This window comes from Paenibacillus mobilis, from assembly GCF_058267595.1.
Map to the genome: position 1 here is coordinate 38306 of NZ_JBZCMS010000013.1, position 25028 is coordinate 63333.

Annotated in this window: 26 protein-coding genes and 1 tRNA gene; 21 read left to right on the forward strand and 6 right to left on the reverse strand. The window is 52.6% G+C overall.

Features of this window, described 5'->3' with window-relative positions:
* Positions 1–18: 18 nt before the first annotated feature.
* Positions 19–591 (reverse strand): M67 family metallopeptidase, encoded by a 573-nt coding sequence (locus AC3ZPD_RS19695; RefSeq protein ID WP_490985983.1) that lies wholly within the window; start codon positions 589–591, stop codon positions 19–21.
* A 120-nt stretch (positions 592–711) separates the two neighbouring features.
* Between AC3ZPD_RS19695 and AC3ZPD_RS19700 the strand changes: the two genes are divergently transcribed.
* A complete protein-coding gene (locus tag AC3ZPD_RS19700) occupies positions 712–1287 on the forward strand; it encodes a TlpA family protein disulfide reductase (RefSeq protein ID WP_490985984.1) in 576 nt (191 codons plus the stop codon).
* Between the two features lie 104 nt (positions 1288–1391).
* On the opposite strand, the gene cimA is transcribed toward AC3ZPD_RS19700, so the two are convergent.
* Positions 1392–3011 carry a citramalate synthase gene (gene cimA / locus AC3ZPD_RS19705; RefSeq protein ID WP_490985985.1) on the reverse strand — a complete coding sequence of 540 codons (1620 nt, stop codon included), beginning with the start codon at positions 3009–3011 and terminating at the stop codon, positions 1392–1394.
* Between the two features lie 156 nt (positions 3012–3167).
* On the opposite strand from cimA, the gene AC3ZPD_RS19710 reads away from it, so the two are divergent.
* From AC3ZPD_RS19710 to AC3ZPD_RS19720, 3 genes are all read left to right on the forward strand, one after another.
* Entirely contained in the window at positions 3168–4454 is a 1287-nt protein-coding gene (locus tag AC3ZPD_RS19710; protein ID WP_490985986.1) for a DNA polymerase IV, read from the forward strand.
* 124 nt (positions 4455–4578) lie between these two features.
* Positions 4579–4821, forward strand: coding sequence for a ferredoxin (locus AC3ZPD_RS19715; protein WP_094095987.1), 243 nt, complete (start codon positions 4579–4581; stop codon positions 4819–4821).
* Positions 4822–5020: 199 nt separating this feature from the next.
* Entirely contained in the window at positions 5021–6430 is a 1410-nt protein-coding gene (locus AC3ZPD_RS19720) for a L,D-transpeptidase (protein ID WP_490985987.1), read from the forward strand.
* An 8-nt stretch (positions 6431–6438) separates the two neighbouring features.
* Here the strand turns inward: AC3ZPD_RS19720 and AC3ZPD_RS19725 are convergent, their stop codons facing one another.
* Positions 6439–6576: a hypothetical protein gene (locus AC3ZPD_RS19725; protein ID WP_490985988.1), complete on the reverse strand. Its 138-nt coding sequence runs from the start codon at positions 6574–6576 to the stop codon at positions 6439–6441.
* 226 nt (positions 6577–6802) lie between these two features.
* On the opposite strand from AC3ZPD_RS19725, the gene AC3ZPD_RS19730 reads away from it, so the two are divergent.
* From AC3ZPD_RS19730 to AC3ZPD_RS19755, 6 genes are all read left to right on the forward strand, one after another.
* Positions 6803–7897 carry a quinone-dependent dihydroorotate dehydrogenase gene (locus AC3ZPD_RS19730; RefSeq protein ID WP_490985989.1) on the forward strand — a complete coding sequence of 365 codons (1095 nt, stop codon included), beginning with the start codon at positions 6803–6805 and terminating at the stop codon, positions 7895–7897.
* Between the two features lie 27 nt (positions 7898–7924).
* The gene (gene yjbM, locus AC3ZPD_RS19735) at positions 7925–8746 is read left to right on the forward strand and encodes a GTP diphosphokinase (protein ID WP_490985990.1); all 822 of its coding nucleotides are present in this window, start codon (positions 7925–7927) and stop codon (positions 8744–8746) included.
* Positions 8736–9203, forward strand: coding sequence for a DUF309 domain-containing protein (locus AC3ZPD_RS19740; RefSeq protein WP_490985991.1), 468 nt, complete (start codon positions 8736–8738; stop codon positions 9201–9203). The genes yjbM and AC3ZPD_RS19740 overlap by 11 nt, the downstream gene beginning before the upstream one ends.
* A gap of 85 nt (positions 9204–9288) precedes the next feature.
* Positions 9289–10893, forward strand: coding sequence for an RsmB/NOP family class I SAM-dependent RNA methyltransferase (locus tag AC3ZPD_RS19745; RefSeq protein WP_490985992.1), 1605 nt, complete (start codon positions 9289–9291; stop codon positions 10891–10893).
* Between the two features lies 1 nt (position 10894).
* Complete coding sequence (locus tag AC3ZPD_RS19750; protein WP_490985993.1) at positions 10895–11710, forward strand: pseudouridine synthase; 816 nt, start codon at positions 10895–10897, stop codon at positions 11708–11710.
* A gap of 4 nt (positions 11711–11714) precedes the next feature.
* Positions 11715–12533, forward strand: a complete 819-nt coding sequence (locus AC3ZPD_RS19755; protein WP_490985994.1) for a Cof-type HAD-IIB family hydrolase — start codon at positions 11715–11717, stop codon at positions 12531–12533.
* A 119-nt stretch (positions 12534–12652) separates the two neighbouring features.
* Here the strand turns inward: AC3ZPD_RS19755 and AC3ZPD_RS19760 are convergent, their stop codons facing one another.
* Positions 12653–12748 carry a YjcZ family sporulation protein gene (locus tag AC3ZPD_RS19760; protein ID WP_490985995.1) on the reverse strand — a complete coding sequence of 32 codons (96 nt, stop codon included), beginning with the start codon at positions 12746–12748 and terminating at the stop codon, positions 12653–12655.
* 108 nt (positions 12749–12856) lie between these two features.
* Positions 12857–14302 carry an RsmF rRNA methyltransferase first C-terminal domain-containing protein gene (locus tag AC3ZPD_RS19765; protein WP_490985996.1) on the reverse strand — a complete coding sequence of 482 codons (1446 nt, stop codon included), beginning with the start codon at positions 14300–14302 and terminating at the stop codon, positions 12857–12859.
* Positions 14303–14498: 196 nt separating this feature from the next.
* Here AC3ZPD_RS19765 and AC3ZPD_RS19770 point away from each other — a divergent pair, with 196 nt between their 5' ends.
* Complete coding sequence (locus AC3ZPD_RS19770) at positions 14499–15626, forward strand: glycosyltransferase family 4 protein (protein WP_490985997.1); 1128 nt, start codon at positions 14499–14501, stop codon at positions 15624–15626.
* A gap of 155 nt (positions 15627–15781) precedes the next feature.
* Here AC3ZPD_RS19770 and AC3ZPD_RS19775 read toward each other — a convergent pair whose 3' ends face one another.
* Positions 15782–16825, reverse strand: coding sequence for a YkvI family membrane protein (locus AC3ZPD_RS19775; protein ID WP_490985998.1), 1044 nt, complete (start codon positions 16823–16825; stop codon positions 15782–15784).
* Positions 16826–17000: 175 nt separating this feature from the next.
* Here AC3ZPD_RS19775 and AC3ZPD_RS19780 point away from each other — a divergent pair, with 175 nt between their 5' ends.
* The 10 genes from AC3ZPD_RS19780 to AC3ZPD_RS19825 all read left to right on the forward strand — a co-directional run bounded on the left by AC3ZPD_RS19780 (position 17001) and on the right by AC3ZPD_RS19825 (position 25012).
* Positions 17001–17612: a DedA family protein gene (locus AC3ZPD_RS19780; RefSeq protein WP_490985999.1), complete on the forward strand. Its 612-nt coding sequence runs from the start codon at positions 17001–17003 to the stop codon at positions 17610–17612.
* A gap of 86 nt (positions 17613–17698) precedes the next feature.
* Positions 17699–18271, forward strand: a complete 573-nt coding sequence (locus AC3ZPD_RS19785; RefSeq protein WP_490986000.1) for a xanthine phosphoribosyltransferase — start codon at positions 17699–17701, stop codon at positions 18269–18271.
* Positions 18272–18393: 122 nt separating this feature from the next.
* Positions 18394–18729, forward strand: a complete 336-nt coding sequence (locus tag AC3ZPD_RS19790) for a hypothetical protein (protein WP_490986001.1) — start codon at positions 18394–18396, stop codon at positions 18727–18729.
* 98 nt (positions 18730–18827) lie between these two features.
* Complete coding sequence (locus AC3ZPD_RS19795) at positions 18828–19061, forward strand: hypothetical protein (protein WP_490986002.1); 234 nt, start codon at positions 18828–18830, stop codon at positions 19059–19061.
* 153 nt (positions 19062–19214) lie between these two features.
* Positions 19215–19298: transfer RNA gene (locus AC3ZPD_RS19800), tRNA-Leu, on the forward strand.
* Positions 19299–19499: 201 nt separating this feature from the next.
* On the forward strand, positions 19500–20480 hold the full coding sequence (locus AC3ZPD_RS19805) for a metal ABC transporter solute-binding protein, Zn/Mn family (protein WP_490986003.1): 981 nt from the start codon (positions 19500–19502) through the stop codon (positions 20478–20480).
* Positions 20481–20591: 111 nt separating this feature from the next.
* Entirely contained in the window at positions 20592–21404 is an 813-nt protein-coding gene (locus AC3ZPD_RS19810) for a metal ABC transporter ATP-binding protein (RefSeq protein ID WP_490986004.1), read from the forward strand.
* 14 nt (positions 21405–21418) lie between these two features.
* A complete protein-coding gene (locus AC3ZPD_RS19815; RefSeq protein WP_490986005.1) occupies positions 21419–22231 on the forward strand; it encodes a metal ABC transporter permease in 813 nt (270 codons plus the stop codon).
* A 361-nt stretch (positions 22232–22592) separates the two neighbouring features.
* Positions 22593–23576 (forward strand): sugar-binding protein, encoded by a 984-nt coding sequence (locus tag AC3ZPD_RS19820; RefSeq protein ID WP_490986006.1) that lies wholly within the window; start codon positions 22593–22595, stop codon positions 23574–23576.
* Entirely contained in the window at positions 23573–25012 is a 1440-nt protein-coding gene (locus AC3ZPD_RS19825) for a sensor histidine kinase (protein WP_490986007.1), read from the forward strand. The genes AC3ZPD_RS19820 and AC3ZPD_RS19825 overlap by 4 nt, the downstream gene beginning before the upstream one ends.
* The last annotated feature ends 16 nt before the right edge of the window (positions 25013–25028 follow it).

Below are 25028 nucleotides of genomic sequence, written 5' to 3' on the forward strand. Positions count from 1 at the left end.
CGTTTTCAACGTACCGAGTTATAGCTGGTACAGTTTGTTTAATTTATAGGTTTGGTCCTCCCCTAATTCAACCCCGTAAAGCGAGTGATTGGGGGTGTTTTTATGCCCGGAAAAGGAAGCGGAGGCAGCGGCCCCAGCAGTTGGAGAATTGAGGGTTGGAGCCGTAGAAACAATCAGGTAGGCCTTAATCCGTTCTCCAAAGCTTTGAAGCTGCTTAAGATCCTCAAGCGAAGGTTCGGGACCGGAAACCGGGTGACTGTGAACAATTCCTATCAGCCGGGGAGATAAGCAGCCGGGAATCCAGACTTCTGGATCTAAGGAAAAAGCTTTTTCAGGCATCGGCGCCACGTTGGCCGCCGCGCGGAATTCGGTAACACGCCAGGTATTTCCGCGATTGCCCGGCAATTGATTTTCCGCTAATGAAGTTTCCCCTGATGATGATTTCTCTTGCGGCTCCATGACCTCTCCGAATAAAATGCCGCATCCCTCTAAAGGAAAACATGCCTCCAGGTGCCGAACCACGGCGTTCATTACCTGTTCATCTATATCGACCCTTAATGCGGGTTCCTCTTCAAAGCTTTTGTAGATCATTTTCCGTTATCCTCTCAAAATCATATTCTGCCATGTTCCATTGCCGATGTAATGTTTCTGATCCGGTTGGGCAACAATAGTTTTAAACTCTTTGTTATTTTACCGTAAAGGAACGATGGCATGAAGTCTAAAGCATTGGGGCTAAAAGTATTTTCTAAAGGGTTGGCGATCCTTCTGATATCTAGTGTGGCCTATTTGTGGAGTCCCCCATTAACGGGAAACATGGGCGGCGTGCAAACAGCGGAGGCCTTTGCCTCCAGTCCCGGGGTACAGATCGGAAAGAAGGCGCCTGCTTTTGTACTGGAAGGGCTGAACGGGCAAACCTATCGGGTCGGGGGAAAAAGGGACAAAGCGCTGCTGCTGAATTTTTGGGCTTCCTGGTGCGAGCCCTGCCGGCTGGAGGCTCCTGATCTGGAGCAGCTGGCTCAAAGATACAAAGGCGAGATGGATGTTTACGGCATCAATGTCACGGCCTATGACAACGAATCGAAGGTCCGATCCTTTGTCGAGGAGTTTGGCGTTCATTTTCCGATTCTGATGGACCGTAAGGAAAAGGTTTATTCCGACTACCGGGGACAAGCTTTCCCGACACAGGTGCTGATTGACCGGAACGGGATTGTCCGGGACATTGTGATCGGATTGCTGCCGCCGGCAGATTTGGAGGCCAAGGTCCGCAAGGTGATTGAAGCCAAATAAAGGAATCCCCTTCAGAAGGAAGACAAATGTTTTAAAAAAATTAAACCCGGAGCATAACTTCCTTCAGGAAGCATCTCCGGGTTTGTTTTTTAACGTATAGAAAATTAGTGGTTTACCAGTCCGTGGCTTTGCTCCTGACTCGCTTGCTCGGGTTCGTTGAACGTTTCTCCGATCAGAGCATACCGGATACTGTCGACAAGCGCTTCCCAGCTGGCTTCGATGACGTTTTCCGAAACGCCGACGGTGTTCCAGCTGCTGGACATGTCTCTGGATTCAATAAGCACGCGGACTTTGGCGGCTGTTGCGTCTTTTTCGTCCAGAACCCGGACTTTATAGTCGGAGAGATGCATTTCTTTGAGACTCGGGAAATAGGTGACGAGCGCTTTGCGGAGCGCGTTGTCCAGGGCGTTGACCGGACCGTTGCCTTCGGCAGCGGTATAGACGCTGGTCCCGCTAACGTTCAGCTTGACGAAAGCCTCGGATACGACGGATTTTCCGGCTGTTTTTTCCACCAGCATTTTAAAGGACTCAAATACGAATTTCTCTTCAATATCGCCATTGGCGCTTCGAAGCAGCATTTCCAGGGAAGCGTCGGCCCCCTCAAAGGAATAACCTTGGTGCTCAAGATCTTTAATGTGCTGAATGACCTCTTTGGTTTGCTCGTTGGCCGGATCGAAATCGATGCCCATTTCTTTTGCTTTGGACACGACGTTGCTTTGTCCCGCCAGCTCCGAGACGAGCACCCGCTGCTTGTTGCCGACCAGTTCCGGCTGAATATGCTCATAGGTTTTGGAATCGCGCAAAATGGCCGAAACGTGAATGCCGCCTTTGTGGGCAAACGCCGAAGTACCGACATACGGCTGGTTGTTAGGCAAATGAACGTTGGCGATTTCGCTGACATAACGGGCTGTGTTGGTTAACTGGCCGATTTGTTCCGGGGAAAGCACGTCATACCCGAGCTTCAGCTGCAAATTCGGAATGACGGAGCAAAGATTGGCATTGCCGCAGCGTTCGCCGTATCCGTTGATAGTGCCCTGAACTTGCGTCGCCCCTGCCTGCACAGCGCTGAGCGCGTTGGCAACGGCCAGCTCGCAGTCGTTATGCGTATGAATGCCAAGGAGGGAGCTGCCGAGCTGGCCGCGGATATCCGTCACGATAGAATGAACCTCGCCGGGCATGCTTCCTCCGTTCGTGTCGCACATGACCAGCCAATCGGCCCCAGCGGCAGCGGCTTTTTTCAACACGGCGACCGCGTATTCGCGGTTATGTTTGTACCCGTCAAAAAAATGCTCGGCATCAAAAATGACTTCAAGCCCTTTCTGTTTCAGGAATGCAATGGAATCCGCGATCATGGCGAGATTCTCCTCGAGCGTAGTCTGGAGGGCGGTATGCACGTGAAAATCCCATGATTTTCCGACCAGGGTAGCTGCTTGTACTCCGGATTCAATGATCCGGTTTAAGTTGGCGTCCAGATGGGCTTCGCTGTTCTTGCGGCGCGTGCTGCCGAAAGCGGTGATTTTGGCCTGCAGGCCCAGTTCCTGGACACGGCGAAAAAACTCAATGTCCTTGTTGTTGCTGCCCGGAATGCCGCCTTCAATATAATGAACGCCGAGTTGGTCGAGTTTTTTGGCGATTTTCAGCTTGTCGTCGGCCGAGAGGCTGATGCCTTCCCCCTGGGTGCCGTCGCGAAGAGTAGTATCGAAGATAGAAAGAGCCTTAGACATGAAGAGTCCCCCTTTAGGAATGGATGAACAAAAAGTCGGTAGTTTGGTATAATTATTATAAAATAATAATGGTTCCGAAAACACTTTATTGCTTTACTGTATCATGGTTTGAACATTTTGTATAATTTGTTTTGCGTCCGGTTAGGAGGAATTGGCGTGAACCCTATAGATGAATATTATCCCTCTAAAGGCAGGGTAATCCTTCATGTGGATATGAACGCCTTTTACTGTTCGGTTCATGAGGCTGAAGAGCCCGAAAAATATGCCGGCCGGGCTACGGCTGTCGCCGGAAGCGTAGAGCAGCGCAAAGGGATTATCGTTACCTGTTCGTATGTAGCAAGAAAGCTGGGCGTCAAAACAGGCATGCTGGTCAGCCAGGCCTTAAAATTATGTCCCGATTTAATTGTACTACAACCGGACTTTCATCTGTACCGGAGGTACTCCCGGGCATTCCAAAGCATAGCTTATTCTTATACCCCCCTGCTGCAGACGGCTTCCATCGACGAGTGTTATATGGATATTACAGGCTCCAGGCAGTTCGGCACGCCGCTGCAAATCGCCGAGGAGCTGCAGCAGCGCATCCGGGACGAACTGGGACTTCCCTGTTCTGTGGGGGTTGCCCCCAATAAGCTGCTTGCCAAAATGGCGTCCGACATGAAGAAACCGAACGGCATTACGGTGCTCCGCATTCGCGACGTCCCGAAGCTGCTGTGGGATAAACCATGCTCCCAGCTGTTCGGGATCGGGGGACGGACGGCAGATAAATTGAAGAAGCTGCAAATTTACACGATCGGCCAACTCGCGGCAGCGGACGAAAGGAAGCTGCAGGAGCATTTCGGCGTGATGGGGGCCTGGATGAAGCAGGCGGCCAGCGGCATCGACCCTACTCCGGTCCGCGAGGAGAAGGATAAAAACAAATCGGTCGGGCATACCACCACTCTTCCTTATGATATTACGGAAATGAAGGAGGTTGAGCGGGTGATGCTGAATTTGGCGGACCAGGTGTCCAGACGGATGCGCAGACAAGGTTTGATGGCTCAAACCGTGCAAATTACGATCCGTACGCCGGACATGAAGACGATCACCAGATCCCAGACCTTGCCGAGCGTAACGGAAACGGCGGAAGAAGTGTATCATGAGGCCTGTAAGCTGTACCGCAAACATTGGAAAGAAGGCAAACCGGTCCGTCTGCTCGGGATTACGCTGCAGAACCTGGTTCCGAAGGAAGAGTCGGCCATGCAGCTTGATTTGTTCAGCTATGAGCAGCAGCCCAAGAAGGAACAGCTGACCAAAGTGATGGATGAGCTGAGGGACAAATTCGGCGAAAGCGCGGTGCTGACGGCCGGCATGCTGGGGGATGATCCGTCGACTTTAATCCGGAACCACAAGATTCGGGGCACTTCTTTGCAAACGGATTTTTTGAGAAATGAAGAACAGGACTAAAGGATAGCGCTTTCTGGTACAAACGGGTAATTCCATTGAAATTGTCAATTATTTATATTATATTTGAGTGGAGTGCTAGACCGCACTTGGTCTTGTATTGTTTTTTTAACGGGAGGCAGACGAAATGGCAAAATATAGTTGGGTCGATAAAGACACCTGTATCGCTTGCGGCGCATGCGGCGCCACGGCACCGGACATTTTTGATTACGATGATGAAGGTTTGGCGGAAGTGATTTACCAAAGCGACGCAAACCGCGGCGTTACCGAAATTGAAGAAGGGCTGTACGACGATCTTCAGGACGCTTGCGACGGCTGCCCTACGGATTCCATTAAAATTGCGGACGAACCTTTTAATAAAGAAGGTTAATCGGGCTTCCGTGTATGCAGAATACCTGCTGAAAAACATCTCTCGCGCTGGCGGGGGGTGTTTTTTTGTGGGGAGCTTTCCGCGAGTGGGGCTTTTGTTGCATATCGATTTTTGGTCCGGCGGCCGATAATAAAAGTAGAGAACCGGACTTGTCCGGTTTCTGCAGCTGGGATGGGATACATAACGGACGGAGGTCGCGATGAACAATTCGGCATATTTGAAAGATTATGTTCGGATGCATCCGGATAATCGCATGGCCTGGTATTTGCTGGGCAAAGAATATGAGCAGAACGGCCAGGAAGGCAAAGCGAATTATTGTTACATACAAGCAGGGGATATTTACGAAGCGTTTGAATCCAGCAAAACGCCGGACGAAGTGTGGAAGGAATATGCGGCGGAGCTGCTGGAAGCTTCAAAAAGAAAAGCGAGAAACCGGACGCGCTGGCGGAGGGGATTAGCGGCGTTTATGCTGCTTCTGCTCGTTTTGTTGTCGCCGCTTTGGACCGGGGGCCCATCGGGCGGGACATCCGCCGAGGGACAAGCCGCAGGCGAACAAGAGCCGGCTGTTGCGGTGGCTGTGCCCGTTGCCGGAACGGGCACAGCCACGGGGCAAATGCTGCCTGATGGCCCTTTATTTACGGCAGCAGCGGCCGGGACGGCAAAGGAAAGAGCACAGGCGCTGGCTTCGCTGCTGGATCAGGGAGATCGAAGAGGCGAGCAGTTCGCCGTTCTCGGCATGAAAAGCCAGGACGGATGGTTGTTATGGAAACGGGACATGCCGCTGGAATATAGCGCCGTTCGGGATGCCGCAGCCGGAAAAACGTTCATTCAGGCGCTTAATCCCGCTTCCTGCGGGTGCCAGCCCCCGGACGAGCCGGCATTTAAGCGGCTGAAGCAGCAGGCGGCGGACTGGACGGCGGACCAGGAATTGCTTGCGCTGCTGTCCTCGGCGATGCTCCAATTCAAGGAAGCTAACGGGCGTTATCCTGATAAGCCGGAAGAGTTGAACCAGCCTTATCCGAACAACTGGATTGCCGGCGATACGCCGGAGCTGGGAAATGCGTTTAAAACCGCGCTGGAGCAAGTGAAGCAAGCCGAGACAAACCCTGAACCAGCGGGCAGTATGGCGAAGCAGGCCGCAGCGGCGCCGGGGGAGCCTTTTTTTCAGCAGCCTCTTGAAATCAAGATCGATAAAGATAAACATCTGCTGGCTTTGGTGAGCGGCAAGATCGTGCTTCGGGTTTATAAGGTAGGACTTGGGGGGGACCGCACGCCCGAGGGGACATTCCGGATTACCGAAAAGGTCATAAACCCTAATGGACATGACAACGGGGAATTTGGCAGCCGGGGCATGGCTTTGTCGGACGGCAATTATGCCATTCACGGCACAAACGAACCGGACAGTGTCGGTCAGGACGTATCGCAGGGCTGCGTGCGCATGGCCAAAGCCGATGTGGAGGAGCTGTTTGATCTGGTGCCCAAGGGCACGAGAGTCACGATTGGAAAGGGGATTTTGCCCGATTTGCAGCCGGGTTCGTCCAAAAGGTTTGTTTTTCCGGACCGCCAGGATCAGACCAATCCCCATAAAACCTATCATTGGTTAGGATAATCAGGGGATCAAGAGTTTACTAGAATAAGAATAACCGCAAAAAAGACGATAATGGCCGCAAGAATGGAGCCGAGCCAGATCAGCCCTTTTCTATTGACCTCTTCCTTCTTCTGATGAAGGGATGGAGGTTTTCTTTTTGTGGACATATGAAGCACTTCCTTCCATTAATGTAGGCTGCTTCGGAAGAAGAGCCGCGGGAACGACAACTCTATTGTAATGGCTTTCATCGTATTTTTCCATGAGAGGATAAGGCGATCCGGGGAATTAAAAGCAATAACTTTCCTTTTTCGGCCGAAACCGCTAAACTGGAAATGAGGGAAACACCTGTGCGCAGGAGTGTGTGTAGGGTCAGAGAGAACGGAGTGAAGAGTCGTGCTGTATCGCAATTTTGGAAAACCGGTTTTTTTTCGGCTGGATCCGGAGAAAGCCCACCATCTGGTGATCGGTGGATTACATAAAACGTCCGCCATGCCGGGGGGAATCGCATTACTGAAATCTTTATTCGGCGTTCAAGAAACCCCGGAGCTTGCGGTCGATCTGTTCGGCCTTCATTTCCCGTCTCCGGTAGGACTTGCCGCCGGACTGGATAAAAACGCGGAAGCCGTAGAGGGCTTCTCTTCGATCGGGTTTGGTTTCATGGAGGTCGGCACCGTCACGCCCAAAGGTCAACCGGGCAACGATCAGCCCCGCCTGTTCCGGCTGCCTCCCGACGAAGCGCTGATCAACCGAATGGGATTCAATAATTACGGAGCCGAAGTGATGGCGGATAAACTGGCGGCGTTAAAGAATCGTCCCATACCCATTGCCGTAAATATTGGTAAAAATAAATCAACACCTAACGAAGAAGCGTATACTGATTATCAGAAATGTATTCAGGCCTTATATCCGGCGGCAGATTTCTTTGTCGTGAACATCAGCTCGCCGAATACGCCCGATCTTCGTAATTTGCAGCATGGCAGCGAGCTTGCCGAACTGCTGAAGCAGGTCACGGGCGAAATGAAAATTCAGAACGACCGCAGCGGTTCATCCAAAGCGGTATTGGTTAAAATAGCGCCGGATGTTACGGACGAAGAGCTCGAATATATGGCCGAAACCATTGCGGCGAGCGGTGTATCCGGCATTATCGCTACGAATACGACGATTTCCCGCGAAGGGCTTCAGCATCCGCATGCCAGAGAGACAGGCGGGCTGAGCGGCAAACCGCTTCAGGAGAGATCCACGGAAATCGTGAGCCGGATCTATCGGCAGACGGGCGGGAAACTTCCAATTATCGGCTCGGGAGGCATTTTCAGCAGCGAGGACGCTTACCGCAAAATCCGTGCGGGCGCCAGCCTGATCGAAATTTATACGGCCCTGATTTACGAGGGCCCGGAGATTAACCGCAGGCTTCACCGCGGCTTGAAAGAGCTCATGCTGCGGGACGGATTCAATCATATTTCCGAAGCGGTGGGAGCCGACCACCGTTAACAGGCGGTATTGACAGGAGGAACAGACATGGACGGTAGAGATTGGGGGACCTTTCTCCTTCCCTATGAGCAGACTGTGGAGGAACTAAAGGTCAAATTAAAAACGATGCGTTCGGAGCTTAAGAAACGTGAAGAATATGCGCCGATCGAATTCGTGACCGGAAGGGTCAAGAAGATTTCCAGCATTCTGGATAAAGCGAAACGTTTGAACGTGGCGATGGAGGATCTGGAAACCGGGATTGAAGATATCGCGGGCATTCGGATCATGTGCCAGTTCGTGGAGGATATCCGGCGTGTTGCCCAATATATTAGGAACCGCAAGGATTTAAAGGTTCTTTACGAAAAAGATTATATTACCAATTTTAAGGAAAGCGGCTATCGCAGCTTTCATATGATCGTGGAATATCCGGTTCAGACGGCATTCGGCCAAAAACCGGTTTTGGCCGAAATTCAAATCCGCACGCTGGCCATGAACTTCTGGGCGACGATCGAACATTCCTTGAATTATAAATACAGGGACAGCCTTCCCGCCGACATGCGGCTGCGGCTGAAAAAGGCGGGGGAGGCCGCTTTCGTGCTCGACAACGAAATGTCGAGCATCCGCGAAGAGATATTAACGGCCCAGCGTACGTTCGAAGACGATGCCAATCTGGTCTCCGATACGCTGAAGTTTATACACCAGCTCTATTTCTATCACAAAGTGAGCGAAGCTATCGAGGCCCAGCGCCGGTTCAATGAAATATGGGAGCAGCGCGACCTGGCGGCGATGAAAAGTTTGCTTGACGAAGTGAAAGGCATCATCAAGCAGGCGAAAAAAGATATCGATCCGGAGTCGGAACATGACGTATGATAAGTTGTACGTTGCTTATCTGATCTATTTCAACCGGGATCGGGATTACTTTGAATGCCATGAAGTGATGGAAGAGCTTTGGCTTGCTAAAGGCAGCGATCCCTTATACAAGGGGTTGCTTCAAGTGGCGGTCGGGCTGTTTCACATCCGGGACGGCAATGTGCCCGGGAGTCTGAAAATGATGTGTTCCGCCGCCGCCAAACTGGCGGCTTATCCTCCGGACAGCCTAGGCATAAACCTCGGCAGTCTGCGCGAAGAGGTTGAACGTTATGTGGAGCGGTTATCACGCTATGAGGACCAGCCGTTTGACTATTATGATCTGACCATTGAAATCAAGGATCCGCAGCTGGCTCAGGCGGTGGATTTGGCTTTATCCCATATTAGGCCCAATGTGCCGCTGCAGCTAAAGCGGCAGAGGGGCCCCAAACATGAGCAGCGCGGAAAAGACCGTACCTAGAGAGTACTCTCCGGGTGCGGCATTTTTTCCTTGTGGGGTTTATTTCTACTTGTAGGGTTACTTCAATATTTGAAAGGGTGTCCGTATGAGCATTACGCTGCCTCCCCTCTTTCTGGAGCGAATGCAGTTGCTGCTGGGGGATGAATACCCGGATTTTGTGGCTTCTTATGACCATCCCCGGTTTGCGGGAATCCGGATCAACACGTTAAAAATCAGCCCGGAGGCCTTTCTGGCCTTGTCTCCGTTTGAGCTTAAGCCGGTGCCCTGGTGCGCAACCGGCTATTATACCGAAGAAGGGCAAAAGCCCGGCAAACATCCTTATTACCACGCCGGCTTGTATTATATCCAGGAGCCCAGCGCCATGGCGCCGGCTGAAGCGCTGGATGTCCAGCCCGGAGACCGCGTGCTTGATCTGTGCGCCGCACCCGGCGGCAAATCGACGCAAATCGCGGCCAGGCTGCAGGGCGAAGGCGTGCTGGTCACCAATGACATCAGCGAGCTGCGGACCAAAGCGCTGGCCAAAAACATGGAGCTGTACGGCATCAAAAACGCCGTTGTGCTGAACGAAACGCCGGAACGCATTCTTCAGGCGTTTCCCGGTTATTTTAACAAGATTTTGATAGATGCGCCTTGTTCGGGCGAAGGCATGTTCCGCAAGGACGAAGACATGGCCCGTCAATGGGAGAAACATTCCGTTGAAGTTTGCTCGGTCATGCAGAGGGACATTTTGAAGTCGGCTGCAGGCATGCTGGCCCCGGGCGGGACTATCGTTTATTCGACGTGCACCTTTGCGCCGGAAGAAGACGAAGCCCAAATGGCCGAATTTCTGACGCGGCATCCGGATTTTGAGCTTGTACCGCTGCCGAAGGCATGGGGATTGGCCGAAGGCCGCCCCGATTGGCTGCTGCCGCCGTACCGGAAGGAAGGCACGCAGGACGCTTACAGGGCGGAAGCCGCTGCCCAAACCGCCGAGACCGGCCGTCTTTGGCCGCACCGCGTGAATGGCGAAGGCCATTTCGTGGCGGTGCTGCGCCATAAAGGGAACCCGGAAGCGGAGACCGACCGGGCTGAAGGAACCTGGCTTCGGGCCATCCGGGAGCCTGACGGCCGAACGGAGGGCATCCCAGGCCCATCGCTCAAATCTTCCAAACCCAAACCGGGCAAGCCGGATAAAGAAAAAGGCAAAGGGAAAGCAGGCGGCAGACGGCTGGAGACGGCACGGTCGCAGGCCGTACAAAACCCCGGCGAGCTGCTTGCCGCCTGGCGGCAGTTTGCCGAGGACCATCTGGCGGAAACGGCAACGGGTCCGGCCTATCCCGTCTTTTTCGGGAGCAACCTGTATTTATCTCCGCTTGAGCCGGGACGGCTGGACGGTTTAAAAACGGTCAGACCCGGCTGGTACGTAGGCACGGTCAAAAACGGGCGTTTTGTGCCCGGACAACCTTTGGCGTCGGCATTAAAACCGGAAGAAAGCCTTCGCAGCGTCCAGCTATCCGCAAGCTCGGGAGAAGCGGTCAAATACCTTAAGGGGGAAACGCTGCAGCTTTCGGAGGACCGGCTGATCCGCCAAAACGGAAGCCAGCCGAAAGGATACGCGCTCGTTGCGGTTGACGGTTATTCCCTCGGCTGGGCGAAATGGCAGGACGGGATGCTCAAAAACGAATATCCCGCAGGCTGGAGGTGGACTTAAGATGGAAAAAGGCAAAAAAACGTTAAGACTGGATAAAATACTTGGCCATATAGGCGTAGCCTCCCGGGCGGAGATCAAAAAGATGGTCAAACAAGGGCGAATCACCGTTGACGGCATCAAAGTCAAAGACAGCGGCCTTCAGGTGAATCCGGACCAGAATCGGATCGAAGTGGACGGGGAGGCGGTATTTTACCGGGAATATATTTATCTCATGCTGCACAAACCTGCAGGCGTCGTATCGGCGACCGAAGATAACCGCGATAAAACGGTAATTGACCTGCTGCCGGACGAATACCGGGCATTCGCCCCGTTTCCGGTGGGAAGGCTGGACAAGGATACGGAAGGGCTGCTGCTGCTGACGAATGACGGCGCGCTTTCCCACGAGCTGCTGTCTCCCCGCAAGCATGTGCCGAAAACCTACGAAGCAAACGTGGCCGGGGAAATCGGCGACAGCCACCAAAAACGTTTTGCAGCGGGCGTGGAGCTGGATGACGGTTATCTGACCAAACCGGCGGATTTGACAGTTCTGGGGCGATACGAGGAAAATGGCCTCAAATTCAGCCGAATTTCTTTGACGATCGTGGAAGGGAAATTCCATCAGGTCAAACGGATGTTTGAAGCGGTCGGGTCCAAAGTCCACTATTTGAAAAGGGTAAGCATGGGAACGCTGATGCTTGATCCGGAGCTCCCGAAGGGGGATTTCCGCGAATTAACGGAAGAAGAACTGCAGCAGCTGCAGCATATTCATCAAAATAAAGAGATGATGCCCAAAGAGGCGGCAGCTCATAAAGAGGCAACAAACCAGAATGAGGAGTGAAGAGATGAAATACCAACTGATCGCGCTTGACGTAGACGGGACGCTGCTGACGGATGAGCACGAACTGACGCCCGGTACGGCGGAGGTCATCCGGGCCGTTGCGGCGGAAGGCGCTGAAATTGTGCTTTGCACGGGACGGGCGCCGCAAAGCACCATCCCTTTTATGCAGACCCTTGGTCTTGAAGGTTCCATTATTACCCATAACGGAGCCGCTACCGTGGGGATTAAAGGGAATTCGCATACCGTTATTCATGAGTTTCCGCTGGATCTGATGGGGCTGCAGCCTTATTTGGATTATTGCCGGGAGAACGGGGTTCATTTTGACGTGAACACTACCTTCGAATTGTATGTTCCGGGCGCAGATCAGCTTGGCCAGGATGTGCTCGAGATGTACCGGAAATTTTTGATTACGCCCAAAACGATCCCGTCCTTGGCTGATTTTACGGAACCTGTCGTGAAAGTCACCGCTGCGGGAACCAAAGAAGCGATGGATCAAGTGGAGGCGGATTGGAGCCTGTGGGACCAGCCGTTTAACATGCTGCGCAGCGGGGATTATTTTGTGGACCTGATGCATATGTCTTCCTCGAAGGGAGCGGCGCTGCAGCAGCTGGCCGAAGCACGCGGCATAGCCCGCGAAAACGTAATGGCGATCGGCAATTACTATAACGATGTTTCCATGCTTACTTTTGCCGGACTTGGCATCGCGATGGACAATTCCCCTCTGGATGTCAAAGCCGCTGCGCAGGAAGTGACGCTGAGCAACAACGAGGAGGGCGTCAAAGCCGCTCTGGAGAAATACTGCCTAAATCAGGCGGTCAGATAAAGGAGCCCTGCTTCCAGCGATCAACGGGGCATCAAAGACAAAAAGCAAAGAGAATCCGATCCGGCGATCGGTCTCTTTGCTTTTTTAGTTATCGGAAAGAGTGGTTTCGGAACCCTTAATTAAATCAGAAAAGTTCTCGAAATAATGACCAGCAAAATGAACAATACCAAAATTGCGCCCGTTGAAGTCCAAGCTCCTCCATATAAAGCACCCATGGTTAATTCCTCCTCTTAGGTGATTCCGCCTGGTTGCTGCGGTATGGGATATTGTATGAATAAATGGGTGAAGAGACAGGGCGCAAGCCCGGAATTTGGTCATTATTTTTATTTGCCCGCAAGGCCGGTTTGTCTCAGCCCTTTTGGAAAATGGTTTTTGAGCTGGCCGCCGCTGCATTTGCCGAACCCAAGCGGGTATCCGTCAACGGTAACAAGCGTCCAGCCCTGAAGGGAGGAATCTGCCGACAGCGTTTCTCCGCGCAGGTAAGCGGCCGTTTCCGGCGAACCAGCCTCCAGGTCCACGGACCGGACGGCCTGTTCCCGGGTCAGGGCCAAGGCCAGCGCATGGTCGGGCTCAAATCTTCCTTTGCGGGAGACGCCAAGCTTTAAGCCGGCCCGCGGAACTTTTAAACCCGTCAGAAATTCCGGCGTAAGCTGCAGATCTTTGCCCTGGGGCAGCAAATAGAGCGCTTCGCCGAAAGCAACCAGACTGTCCGAATCTACCGGGAATCCGCTGGTGTGCTCCTTGATCCAGGCCAGGCAGGTCTGTTTGGCCTGGATTTCTTCGCTGCCTTTCGAAGAAAGGCCTCTAGACCGGGAGCCGCGAGCCGGTTTCGCTGCTTTGCTTGCCAGGTAAGCCCTCCCTGCGGCGGTACCGCCGCTTTTGCTTCCGGACCCAACATCCGGATTCCCATCCGGACGGCGGCGGAGAAGCGCGACATAATGGCCTTCGCCGGCCTGCCGGTGAGGCCAAATTCTTTTTTCCTCCAACAGCTCCATAAACGGATATTCGGCCACCAGCCAGCTCATGTTCTCTTCATTTTCGGCGCGGTTAAACGTACAGGTGGAATACGCCATCGTTCCGCCCGGCTTCAGCATGCTGACGGCCTCGTGCAAAATATCCCGCTGACGTGCCGCGCAGAGCTCCACCGCTTCGGGGGACCATTCTTCGACCGCCCGCTCATCCTTGCGGAACATGCCTTCTCCCGAGCATGGCGCATCCAGCATGATCCGGTCGAATGCCAGCGGAAACCGGCGGGACAGCTCGTCCGGGGCCGCATTGGTCACCAGCGCATTCCGGACGCCCATCCGCTCGATGTTTTCGGCCAAAATTTTGGCCCTTGCCGGATGGATTTCGTTGGAGACCAGCAGGCCTTGCCCCTGCATTTTAGCCGCGATCTGCGTGGACTTTCCTCCCGGCGCAGCGGCCAGATCAAGAACGGTTTCGCCCGGCCGGGGGCTCAGCAGCTCTACTGCGGACATTGCGGAAGGCTCCTGAATATAATAGAGACCGGCGGTATGGTAGGGATGTTTGCCGGGCCGCTTGTCGTCCTTGTAATAAAAACCTTCCGGACACCAGGGAACGGGCTGCAGGCCGAACATGGAGTTAAGCGTTATCATGACGGGGGAGCCCTCGGCAACTTTAAGGGAGTTCAAGCGCAGGCCATACAGGCGTTCCCCGGCATAGCTGTCTAGAAACGGCTCTGCTTCGTCTGCGCCAAGCATTTTGATCATCTGCTCCTTGTAGGCGGAGGGGAGTGATAAAGAGGGCATGAAACAACAAATCCTTTCGCTTAAAAACTTCGCTTTCAACTACACGTTGATCTCTCAGCAGTTTAACATAACGCCGCCCGTTCTCAAAAGGGGGAATGACGTCTGCTTCCCGGCATGGCATAATGAAGGAAGCAGAGGTTCAAAGCTTTGAGCCTGACCGACCAACAAATTACGTACGTGAAAGGGGGACTATCCCTTGAAGCTGCTGCAAGCCTTATTTTTTCCCCCGGAGCAACCGGGTGGCGTCTCTTCGATGATCCCTTATCTCCAGGAGCGGTTCACGCCTCCGAGATGGGAAATGGATCTGTTCTCCATCCCTAAACGCGTGCGCATGAAAGGCAGCGGCGACGTTGTTTTCCAAACCTTTGACTGGACCGAATACGCTTCGAGTCCGATTGTGCAGAAATATGTGCAGACCTATCTCGATTACGTTTGGTGGACCAAACTGCGGATCGATAAACGTTATGACGTGATTCACGCCCATCACCCGATCGTCGGCATGGCGATGAAAGACGTATTCCCGGACGTGCCGGTCATCCAGACCGTACACTCCAGTTATGAACGGGAGCTTCTTCTGAACGGGCGTATTCAGGAGAACGGACCGGAGCAGAAATTTTTGGTGTCCATATACCGCGAGCTGGAGCACCGGACGGACCGGCTTTTGACCGTCTCGAACGCCTTCCGCAGTTATTTGGCTCCTTACGTCGACCGGCCAGAGGACATTGCCGTCATTCCGAACGGATACGATGAAAAGCGCTTTAAACCGGTGTCCCACGAAAATAATGTTGCCCAGCTCGTGACCGTCTGCCGTCTTGTACCGGCGAAAGGGGTCGATATTTTGCTCCGCGCCTGTGCCGAGCTGAAACAAAAAGGGCTTCCGTTTGTGCTGCATATTATAGGCGACGGTCCAAGCCGGACGGAGCTTGAAGGCATGGCCCAATCGCTTGGCATTTACGATGAAACGATTTTTTACGGCTATACGCTGCATCCGGAGGAATTTATGCCGTTTTTTGATATTTTTGTCCTTCCGTCAAGGGCGGAGGCCTTCGGATCGGTATTCGCGGAAGCGGCGTTATGCTGTCTGGCTTTGGTAGGCAGCGAAGTCGGGGGAATTCCGGAGCAGATCGAAAACGGAGTAAACGGGCTGCTGGTGCCGCCGGAGGATGCGTCTTCCCTGGCCCGGGCGCTGGAGCTCCTGATCAATGATCCGGATTACCGTTATACGCTGGCCCGTGCCGCCTCGGAGAAGGCAAAATCGAAATATTCGCTGAACAGGGCCGTTCATGAGCTGAAGAAGATGTACCTGGACTTCCAGCAGCACTGAACCGGGCGGGGCAAGAGAAAAAGAGAGATAATGGACGAGATGAAGAAAAGGAAAAAGAAAAGATACCGGACAGCCAGGTCAGACCGCAAGCGTCGGACCTGGCTGCCGTTGTTTTTGGATGCGGGGAAATGAACATGGATCCAATCAACAAGGCTTCACTCGGAAGGACGGGGGCTGCGGTACAGGACCAGCATGCCGGCCCAAACGAGACTTAACACGCCGAACAGCGGGTACAAAACGGAAAGCAGCGAACTGAAGCCGATTTGGCTTGTCAGGTAACAAATGCACAGGATGACCAGCGACAGCCAGCGCTCCGGAATGTTCCACATGTTGCGGATTTGCAGGGATACCCCGTAAATATCGGCCACAAACGTGCTGAAGATCTCCAGAAAAATAAGCAGCACATAAATGAGCTGGACAGCCGTGCCAAGCTGGACCGCGATGCTGCCCATCGGGATTTCGAACTGAACGATGCCGGGCATATGGGCGGACAGCGCAAAATGTCCGGCCATCAGCATAAAACCGATGCCGACCCCGCCGATAATTCCTCCCCAGACCAGCACCTTGCGGTTTTGGATCTGGCTGCCGATCGGCACCAGCACCGCCTGGGCCATGGACAGGTTAAAAGCGCTGTAAATAAAAGGAGAAGCCCAGGTGTGCAGCAGGCTGCTGTCCGTTTCGAGACTTAAGAAACGCTGGGCGCCGGGAGTTCCGACCGTGGCGCCGATAATGACGATCGATAAAGTGATCATGAGCGGGACAACGATGGAATTCAGCTGCAGAATAGCGTTCATGCCTTTGTTAAGCAGGAGATAGGTGCCGATCAGGGTTATCCACAAGCCAAGCTGATAGGAGAGGCCTAAATGCTCCATAAAAACGGAGCCGGCCCCGGCCAGCATCACGCTGTTGACGCCGATCAGGACGATTAGCGTAAAAAGGCTGATCCACCAGCCGATCCGTCGGCCGAACAATTTCTGGTTCAGGTCTTCATAGGATCTGGCGCCGATGTCATGGGCGAGCAGCATCATTTTTGTTCCCAGCCAAACGAACAGGATGGTGGCAAGCAGGATGGTGATCACTCCCCATTTGCCGTATTGGGTGAAAAACTGCAGGATTTCCCGGCCGGTTGCGAAACCTGCACCGACGATCGTGCCGATATAAGTAAAGGCGATTTGCAAAACTTTGGCGGCGTTCCTCATGGGATCGTTCCTCCTCGAACAGGGCTGGCCGTTTCCTGGCACAGGTTTTTCAGGTTTAGTACAAGTTATGATCAAGCAGGCCCGGACATGACTCCGGCCCGTCCTTTTTTGCAATCCGTCTAATAAAGGGATTAAAATGACAGAGGCTCTACATAAAGAAAGCGGGGGGTAACCATTGAGCGTTGTAATGTCCTATATAGCCCAGTACGGGTATCTGGCGATGTTTGGGCTGCTCGCCCTGGGGTTTATGGGAATTCCGGTACCGGATGAGACGCTGGTAGTTACGTTCGGCGGGTTGACGGCTGTAGGACATTTTCGTTTCCTGCCGGCCTTGGCGGTTACGTTTCTGGGCAGCATGACCGGCATGCTGATGAGCTACGGAGTGGGGCGGGGAATCGGCAAACCGCTGCTGGATAAATACGGAAAATGGATCATGATTACGCCCAAAAGGCTGGAAGCCACCGAAAAATGGTTTTCCAAATACGGAAGCTGGAGCGTCCTGTTCGGCTATTTCGTGCCGGGTTTGCGGCAGGTGACGTCTTATCTGGCCGGCGTTTATCGTTTGAGTCTGAAGGTTTATTTGATCTTTGCGGGAGTGGGGGCGGCCGTCTGGTGCACCACGTTTTTGTATATCGGCCATGCCTTCGGCAGGCACTGGCGCCGGGTCGCCTTTTTTATCCACGTGCACGTCTGGCGGATTACGCTTGCAGTCGTCGCTTTTTTGCTGGTTGCCTGGATTCTTCACACGATCTGGAAGAGATTTGGCGGGAACCGGAACGGAAGCTGAAAAAGCCGGAAATTATAGGTTGCTGGCGGCCTGGCATTATGGTATTTTACAGAAAAGCATCGGCAAAGAAGTAGGAGGAACAACGAATGGAACTGTTGAAACAAAAAATTATGGAGCAGGGCGTAGTCGTTTCGGATCAGGTTTTGCTGCTGGACGCCATTTTGAACGAACAGGTCGATCCCCGGCTGACGATGGAAATGGGCAAAGCTTTTGCCGCTATTTTTAAAGAAGAGGGCATTACCCGGGTGGTTACCGTGGAATCCTCCGGCATCGCCGTTGCTTTTGCCACCGCCTTTGAGCTGGGAGTCCCGCTGGTGTTTGCGCGCCGGAAGAAAACGCTGCTGGCGGATCCGGACTCTTATGTGGAGCGCGTGCCTTCCTTTACAAAAGGAATTGTGACGGATCTCGTGCTTTCGCGGAAATTTCTTAAAGCCGAGGATCACGTGCTGTTCATTGACGATATTATTGCCAACGGCGATGCGGCCAAAGGGCTGATCAAAATTATCGAACGTTCGGGAGCCAGTCTCGCGGGTGTCGGAATCGTAGTGGAAAAATGCTTCCAGCAGGGCGCTAAAGCGTTGCGCGAGCAGGGCATACGAGTGGAATCGCTGGCTAAAATCGCCTCTTTGGAGGGCGGCAGCGTCCGATTTTCGGAATAAGCTGTCCGGGGAGCCAGGGTCCTGGCCTGAAGATAGGCCGGAGACCAATTTTTGCTTCATCCTTTGCAGGGCAGGCTTTTTCCGATATAATAAAGATTAGCTAGAGAGGGGAGGCAACAACAATGGGGAAAGAGCCAAATACCGAGTTTTTTATTGAAAAGCTACAAGCCGCCAAAGTTACGTTCGAAAGAGCGTTGGATTGCAAACATACCGAATTCGATGATCTTTATCCCTATATGCTAGAACATCCTCAATTTTTCTGGTACAAACGTTACGTAAGCTGGTCGGAGCTTTTGACGATTGCCGGCCTGTGCGAGGAATTGTCCTTCCCTTGGAAAGAGCAATTCACGCCGCAGCAAGTAGGGTATATCGAACAGCGGGTCATGTCTGCGAAGGTGCTCGACTTCTGGTTTGAGAAGAACGACAGCAAAGAACATGCGCAAGCTGATCAAAAATAAGAAATTGTCGTTATAGGCAGAGCCATGAACGAATTTCATACAAAGACCTAAATGGCTTTTCCATTTAGGTCTTTTTTTGCAGAGGGAGGGGGGAAAAGATGATCAGAGACGAGCAGCTAAATGCCTATCGGCTGTCCGGGGAACGCATTCGTGTCGTCCGGGACGCGCTGGAGACCAACGATGTTAACGGCATCGTAGTGGCCTGGGATGCCACGCATGTGATGATCCGCAAGCGCAACCGTAAGATCGTAAAACTGGACCGGAACTATAGCTACCGGCCGTTTGAGGAGCCGAGAGAAGAAGTGAACGCGGGCGAAGGCGTTAACGAATAAAACTTCAAATTCTTCGCATAAGTTGGAACAGGGACAAGCCTTACGCTGCTGACCTAGCGGAAAAGGCTTGTTTTTTGTTCCAGAAAAGCCTTGCACTGTTGCCCAAAGTGTGATATATTATTCCTTGTCGCTGCTACAGGACATTACAAATTTGCGGTCGTGGCGGAATTGGCAGACGCGCACGGTTCAGGTCCGTGTGGGCTAACCCCCGTGGAGGTTCGAGTCCTCTCGACCGCATTATATTTAGCATTGAACAAGCTCTTGAATTCTCCATTGCGGGGATTCAGGGGCTTTTTTCATATTCTGGGGAAAAGGGAAGAGGAGTGCATAACGAGGAATCGGTCAAAATGAAGGTTGACACCTGTCCGGTGCTGTCCTATAATGACAACATCTTTGTTAATAGTAATAATTACGATTAATTGAAAAAGGAGTGTAATTATGCAAGTTCAAGTATTAAAGTCCAAGGGAGCAAGATTTTCGCTATTTATATCCGTTTTTCTTCTGATTTCTTTGTTAAGCGCCTGTGGAGGCGGGAATAATTCAGGAGCAAACAGCAATACTGCAAGCAACAATGCGGCGAGCAACAGTGCTTCGAGCAATAACGCCGGGAGCGGACAGAATGGCCAAATCGCTATTGTTGCCGCCGAGAACTTTTACGGAGAGGTAGCCGAGGCGGTTGGCGGCAGCTATGTACAGGTCACTTCTTTGTTGACAAACCCTGACGCCGATCCCCACGATTACGAGCCTACTCCGGAGGCCTCAAAGGCAATTGATGGCGCCAAGGTCGTGATTTTTAACGGAATTGGCTATGATGAATGGGCACAGAAGCTGATTGACGCTTCCGGCGACGCGCCCAATAAGACGGTGATTCGTGTGGGAAGCGACATTATGGGACATCAAGAAGGAGATAACGAGCATGTCTGGTACAATCCCGAGACGATGACCAAATATGCGGATTATTTGGCCGAGCAGCTCGGCAAGATTGATCCGGCCCATCAGGATGACTTCACCAAGCAGGCTGATGCCTACAAACAGACGCTGGCTCCTTTTACGGAAGAGGTTCAAGCCTTAAAACAATCCTCTCCGGTGCCGGTGGCAGTGTCCGAGCCGGTGTTTGATTATATGGCGGAAGCTTTGAATCTGCAAATTACGGACGATAAATTCGAAATGGCCGCCGAAGAGGAAACGGACCCGGCACCAACCGACGTGGCCAAGCTCCAGGACGATATCAAAGGCAAGAAGATTAAATTGTTTGTGAATAACATTCAAGCCACAAGCCAAACCGTGCAAAATATTGTGAATCTGGCTAAAGACAACGGCATTCCGGTCATTGAAGTCACCGAAACGCTCCCATCGGGGAAAAATTACGTGCAATGGATGACCGATCAATTGGACCAAATCAAAGCTGCTTTGCAGTAAAGCTGAACGGAACATACTTCAAGCTGAATCGAACATACTTCAACCGGAAAACTCCATCCTTTCAACCGGGCTGGCGTTTTTCCGGTTTTATAGGAAAGGAAGGGGATCAACATGAACGCAACCGTCTCCGTGTTGGCGGAGCATCCGGCTGAAAACAGCACGGCTGCGGCTTTGTCCGTGCTGGATGTTCAAGGGGTCACCGTGTATATGGGAGGAAGAACCCTATTAAAGGATATCTCTTTTCAGGTCAAGCCGGGGGAATTCGTCGGTATTTTAGGGCCAAACGGAGCCGGCAAAACAACGTTGTTCCGCGTGCTGCTGCAGATGATTAAACCGCAAAAAGGCAAGGTAGTGCTGCATAGGGATGTTCGGGTTGGAAAATCTGCAATCGGCTACGTGCCGCAATCCAGACAAATCGATCCCGACCTGCCGATGTGGGCCTGGGACTTCGTTTCCCTTGGTCTGCCGCACTCTTTTCGTCCTTGGATGAACAATGCGGAGAAAGCTGCGGTTCAGGATGTCCTGGAGCTGACGGGGGCTCTGCATCTGGCCCGCAAACCCATCGGTTTGCTGTCCGGCGGGGAGCGGCAGCGCGTTTTTCTGGCTCAGGCCTTGGTACGCAACCCGCAAATTCTGCTGCTTGACGAGCCTACATCCAATTTGGACCCCGGAGCGCAGGAAGCGATGGCGGAGCTGGTCCATACCGTCTGCCGCACGCGCAACATCAGCGTTTTGTTTATCAGTCATGATGTGAATTTAGTCAACCGTTATGCGGACCGTATTTTATATTTAACCCCTGAGCATTATGCGATGGGTACGGTAGAAGAAGTGATGCAGCCCGCCGTGTTGGGCCAATTGTATGGCAGCGCGGTAAATGTCGTCCGGCTGGACGGCAAGCTATTTATTACCGGGGCGGGCAGCTAGTCAGGAGTGAGATTTTGTTACATTACGATTTTATGCAGCACGCGTTTGTAGCGGGAACGATCGTCGCCATCATGTCGGGGTTAATCGGTGTTTTCGTCATCGCCCGCAACTTGTCTTTTATCGCACATTCCTTTTCGCACATCGGCTTCTCCGGCGCTGCCTTTGCCGTGCTGGTCGGCTGGAACCCGTTCGGCGGGCTGCTGCTGTTTTCTACGGTCAGCGCTCTGGCCATCGGCAGCTTTGGGGTTAAAATTTTTCGCCGCGAGGTAACGATCAGCGTTATCCTTAGCTTTTTTCTCGGGCTTGGCCTGTTGTTTATCTCCTTGTCCACGAAAAAAGCGACCGCGATGTATTCGCTTTTATTTGGCAGCGTGGTGGGAATCAGCCGGCAAAATGTGCTGGACATCGTTTATTTGTCTGCGGCGGTTATCGCCATTTTATTTCTAATCTACAAGCCGCTCAAATTCGATTCCTTTGATCCGGTTGGCGCCGAGGCAGCCAGACTGCCGGTTCGCCTGATTTCCATCGGCTTTTTGCTGCTGCTGGCTGTCGCCGTTTCGGAAGCGATTCTGATCGTAGGTGCGCTGCTCGTGTTTACCTTGATGACTGCGCCGGCAGCGACGGCGCGGTACTTGACCCAATCGGTCGGGCAAATGGCCTTGTATTCCGTTTTATTTGGCGTGCTGGGAGTATGGGGGGGACTGATCCTAAGCTATTATACTAACGCCCCGGTCAGCTTTTTCATAACGTCGCTTGAGACGCTGTTTTATTTTGCCGCTCTGGGGTGGAGCAAGTTTTGCGCCCAGCGCAAGCCCGTTGAGGCGTAAAAATCACCTTTGGAACACTTTTTCTGCTTAATTCCTTTAATGTGTAAGTTTCAGCTCCATGTGGGTGACGTTGAGTATTCGCTTACAAATAAAGGAAAGGATTGCATAACGTGCTTCGGCAAATGCACGCAGGGGTGAAAACCGGTGGAGACATTCGAGGACCGCTGCATCACCAAATAAAAGAGTAAGCAGTAATCTCTAATAGGCGACTTTCTTTCATTTTGAAGAAGGTTGCCTATTTTTTAAAGAGAAAAAGAGAGAGAACGCAAGCCTGCCGCTTCAGTATCTGCCAGGAACATCCAATTCTTTTGTTGCAACCGTTTTCAGGTGTGGAGTAGGATAAGGAATGAGGTGAAGGAGCATGGACAAAAAGTGGCTCGCCGGCGCAGCGGTTTTATTGGTTTTATTGACCTATTTGTTTATCAGCTTTGCTCATCATTCCAGCAAAATGGGCAGTATCGTCAAAAAATTGGAGGGACGTCCCGGGACCGGGGAGCACCGTTATCATATCGTCCTGATCGAACAGGAGCGCTATAATCCGTATTGGGTCAGGGTGGAGAAAGGGGCGGATCAAGCCGCACGACAGCTCGGCATGGACATCGAATTTGCCGGGGCGATCCGCAACAATATGGAAGAACAGCTCAGCCTGCTGGAAAAGGCGATCGCCGCCAGGGTAGATGCGATTATTGTCCAAGGCTTGAATGAGGAGAATTTTACACCGGTCATCGATAAAGCCGTCAGACGAGGCATACCGGTGATCACCATTGATACGGATGCTCCGGGCAGCAAACGGCTGGCTTACGTGGGCACGGACAATGAAGCTGCGGGTGAACGCCTTGGCCGGCTGATCGTAGAAACGACCGGCGGCGCAGGGAAAATCGGCGTCATCATCGGCAGCGATCAGGCTGAAAGCCAGCTGCAGCGGCTGAACGGGTTAAAGAAGGTAGTCGCCGATTACAAGGGGCTTGAAGTGGTTGAGGTGCGGAGCTCGAACATTTCGCATATGCAGGCGATTCAGCAGGCGGCCAACATGCTGATACGGCATCCCGACATTACCATTATGGTCGGTACGAGTGCAACGGACGCGATGGGAGTTCTGCAGGCGACGCAAAGCCTCAAGCGGGATTCGGTCAAAATCATCGGCTTCGATAACCAGAAGGAGACGCTGGATGCGATCAGCCGCGGCCAGATTGAAGCGAGCGTGGCGCAGCAGCCTTTTTTGATGGGCCAAATGGCAGTTCAGCTGCTGCATGAGCATTTTGAGGGAAAACAGCTGCAATCCGACTATTTTACCGAGGTCAAAGTGCTTAACAAAAGCAACGCGCAGGAAGGAGGAAGCCTGTGACGATCCGCAAAAAGCTGTTTATTTTTATTCCGCTGATGGTGCTTCTTATGAGCTCGGTTTCTTTCTTTCTCTTTGAAAGCGGTAAAAATGTGCAGGAAAGCTATCACCTGATGATGAACCGGATCTTGATGTATAAGGAAGTATCCAACGAGGTCGGGTTTACGATGCAATCCCTGAACCTCTATATTATGCAGATGGACGCGGACAGCCTGCCGGGCGTTGTGCAGCATCTGGATGCGGTGAAGCGGCTCCGTAAGGAGCTGGACGGCCTGGAAACGATCGGCAGCAGCGATCTGCCGCTCGTGAACTACCGCAACATCATCGATACCTTTCTGGAGCAGGCCAAGGGGATGATCGACCAGATCGAATATCAGGACTACAACACCATAGCCGGGGAATATATTGAAGCGGAGAAGTCGGAGCGTTTCATCCGGGAGGAAGCCCAGGAGCTGGTGGACATCGAGCTGGAGCAGTACAAACCGATTTACCAGGAAATGATGTTTACGACCGAGAAATTAAACAGATACGGCATTCTGATGGTGATTAATGTAGCGGCGCTCAGCATTATGCTGGCCATGTGGCTGTCGAGCAGCATTATTGGACCCATTCGCCGCCTGGTTTCGACGGCCAAACAAATCTCCAAGGGGCGTATGGATACGAAAGCGCCGGAAAGCGATAAAAACGACGAAATCAGCATCCTGTGCCGGGCCTTTAACGGAATGATCGACAATATTCAAAGTCTGATGGCGGAAAACATTCAAAGTCTGGAGAAGGACCGGCTTGTTAAAGAACTGGAATTGAAAGCGCTGCAAAGTCAAATTAATCCTCACTTTTTGTTTAATACGCTGAATTCCATTTCCAGGCTCGCCTACATAGAAGGCGCTTCAAAAACGAGCGACCTGACCGTATCCGTCTCCCGGCTTCTCAGGTACAATCTGCAGAAGCTTAACCAGGCGGTGCCGCTTCGCGAAGAGGTGGAGCATGTCACCGAATACATGAAGATCCAGAAAGCGAGGTTCCGCGACCGGATCGAATTTATGATGGACATTGACGAGCAGGCGCTCGGCGGTTTGATCCCCTGCCTGACGCTGCAGCCGATTCTCGAAAACGCCTTTGTGCATGGAATTGAGCAAATGGAGGAGGGCGCAAGGCTGAAACTCAGCATCGGCTGCAGCGGGGATGCGGTGCAAATCGAAATCAGGGACAATGGCGTGGGCATGAGCCGGGAAACGGCGGAAATGCTGCTGAAATCCATTCGGGAGGACGCGCCGCGCATAGGCGATATCAAACGTAAATCAACCGGACTTGGAACACATAACGTGTTCAAAAGACTGCATTTATTTTTCGACGGGAAGGAGCAAATCGAAATCGAGAGCACGGAGGGCGAAGGAACGGCGGTTTTGTTCAGGCTGCCGCTTGTGACCACGGCTCCGTAGGCCAAAAAGAGAAGGG